This is a genomic window from Bacillus sp. SJZ110 (assembly GCF_006715455.1).
GTDB classification, from domain to species: Bacteria; Bacillota; Bacilli; order Bacillales; family Bacillaceae; genus Bacillus; species Bacillus subtilis.
The window spans coordinates 1-2964 of sequence record NZ_VFNF01000016.1 but is presented as its reverse complement, the minus strand read 5'-3'; the positions used below and the strand labels follow the sequence as shown (position 1 = coordinate 2964).

Genomic DNA, 2964 nt, shown 5'->3' with positions numbered 1-2964 from the left:
CACAAGATATCACATAGTGATTCTTTTTAACGGTTAAGTTAGAAAGGGCGCACGGTGGATGCCTTGGCACTAGGAGCCGATGAAGGACGGGACGAACACCGATATGCTTCGGGGAGCTGTAAGCAAGCTTTGATCCGGAGATTTCCGAATGGGGAAACCCACCACTCGTAATGGAGTGGTATCCATATCTGAATTCATAGGATATGAGAAGGCAGACCCGGGGAACTGAAACATCTAAGTACCCGGAGGAAGAGAAAGCAAATGCGATTCCCTGAGTAGCGGCGAGCGAAACGGGATTAGCCCAAACCAAGAGGCTTGCCTCTTGGGGTTGTAGGACACTCTGTACGGAGTTACAAAGGAACGAGGTAGATGAAGAGGTCTGGAAAGGCCCGCCATAGGAGGTAACAGCCCTGTAGTCAAAACTTCGTTCTCTCCTGAGTGGATCCTGAGTACGGCGGAACACGTGAAATTCCGTCGGAATCCGGGAGGACCATCTCCCAAGGCTAAATACTCCCTAGTGACCGATAGTGAACCAGTACCGTGAGGGAAAGGTGAAAAGCACCCCGGAAGGGGAGTGAAAGAGATCCTGAAACCGTGTGCCTACAAGTAGTCAGAGCCCGTTAACGGGTGATGGCGTGCCTTTTGTAGAATGAACCGGCGAGTTACGATCCCGTGCAAGGTTAAGCAGAAGATGCGGAGCCGCAGCGAAAGCGAGTCTGAATAGGGCGCATGAGTACGTGGTCGTAGACCCGAAACCAGGTGATCTACCCATGTCCAGGGTGAAGTTCAGGTAACACTGAATGGAGGCCCGAACCCACGCACGTTGAAAAGTGCGGGGATGAGGTGTGGGTAGGGGTGAAATGCCAATCGAACCTGGAGATAGCTGGTTCTCTCCGAAATAGCTTTAGGGCTAGCCTCAAGGTAAGAGTCTTGGAGGTAGAGCACTGATTGGACTAGGGGCCCCTACCGGGTTACCGAATTCAGTCAAACTCCGAATGCCAATGACTTATCCTTGGGAGTCAGACTGCGAGTGATAAGATCCGTAGTCGAAAGGGAAACAGCCCAGACCGCCAGCTAAGGTCCCAAAGTATACGTTAAGTGGAAAAGGATGTGGAGTTGCTTAGACAACCAGGATGTTGGCTTAGAAGCAGCCACCATTTAAAGAGTGCGTAATAGCTCACTGGTCGAGTGACTCTGCGCCGAAAATGTACCGGGGCTAAACGTATCACCGAAGCTGCGGACTGTTCTTCGAACAGTGGTAGGAGAGCGTTCTAAGGGCTGTGAAGCCAGACCGGAAGGACTGGTGGAGCGCTTAGAAGTGAGAATGCCGGTATGAGTAGCGAAAGAGGGGTGAGAATCCCCTCCACCGAATGCCTAAGGTTTCCTGAGGAAGGCTCGTCCGCTCAGGGTTAGTCGGGACCTAAGCCGAGGCCGAAAGGCGTAGGCGATGGACAACAGGTTGATATTCCTGTACCACCTCCTCACCATTTGAGCAATGGGGGGACGCAGGAGGATAGGGTAAGCGCGGTATTGGATATCCGCGTCCAAGCAGTTAGGCTGGGAAATAGGCAAATCCGTTTCCCATAAGGCTGAGCTGTGATGGCGAGCGAAATATAGTAGCGAAGTTCCTGATTCCACACTGCCAAGAAAAGCCTCTAGCGAGGTGAGAGGTGCCCGTACCGCAAACCGACACAGGTAGGCGAGGAGAGAATCCTAAGGTGATCGAGAGAACTCTCGTTAAGGAACTCGGCAAAATGACCCCGTAACTTCGGGAGAAGGGGTGCTCTGTTAGGGTGCAAGCCCGAGAGAGCCGCAGTGAATAGGCCCAGGCGACTGTTTAGCAAAAACACAGGTCTCTGCGAAGCCGTAAGGCGAAGTATAGGGGCTGACGCCTGCCCGGTGCTGGAAGGTTAAGAGGAGCGCTTAGCGTAAGCGAAGGTGCGAATTGAAGCCCCAGTAAACGGCGGCCGTAACTATAACGGTCCTAAGGTAGCGAAATTCCTTGTCGGGTAAGTTCCGACCCGCACGAAAGGCGCAACGATCTGGGCACTGTCTCAACGAGAGACTCGGTGAAATTATAGTACCTGTGAAGATGCAGGTTACCCGCGACAGGACGGAAAGACCCCGTGGAGCTTTACTGCAGCCTGATATTGAATGTTGGTACAGCTTGTACAGGATAGGTAGGAGCCTTGGAAACCGGAGCGCCAGCTTCGGTGGAGGCATCGGTGGGATACTACCCTGGCTGTATTGACCTTCTAACCCGCCGCCCTTATCGGGCGGGGAGACAGTGTCAGGTGGGCAGTTTGACTGGGGCGGTCGCCTCCTAAAAGGTAACGGAGGCGCCCAAAGGTTCCCTCAGAATGGTTGGAAATCATTCGCAGAGTGTAAAGGCACAAGGGAGCTTGACTGCGAGACCTACAAGTCGAGCAGGGACGAAAGTCGGGCTTAGTGATCCGGTGGTTCCGCATGGAAGGGCCATCGCTCAACGGATAAAAGCTACCCCGGGGATAACAGGCTTATCTCCCCCAAGAGTCCACATCGACGGGGAGGTTTGGCACCTCGATGTCGGCTCATCGCATCCTGGGGCTGTAGTCGGTCCCAAGGGTTGGGCTGTTCGCCCATTAAAGCGGTACGCGAGCTGGGTTCAGAACGTCGTGAGACAGTTCGGTCCCTATCCGTCGCGGGCGCAGGAAATTTGAGAGGAGCTGTCCTTAGTACGAGAGGACCGGGATGGACGCACCGCTGGTGTACCAGTTGTTCTGCCAAGGGCATCGCTGGGTAGCTATGTGCGGACGGGATAAGTGCTGAAAGCATCTAAGCATGAAGCCCCCCTCAAGATGAGATTTCCCATTCCGCAAGGAAGTAAGATCCCTGAAAGATGATCAGGTTGATAGGTCTGAGGTGGAAGTGTGGCGACACATGGAGCTGACAGATACTAATCGATCGAGGACTTAACCATATTTT

1 rRNA gene is annotated in these 2964 nt (G+C 53.5%); it reads left to right on the top strand.

Going from position 1 to position 2964, the window contains the following annotated elements:
* The first annotated feature begins 31 nt into the window (after positions 1–31).
* Positions 32–2959 (top strand): 23S ribosomal RNA (locus tag FB592_RS20845).
* Positions 2960–2964: the final 5 nt, after the last annotated feature.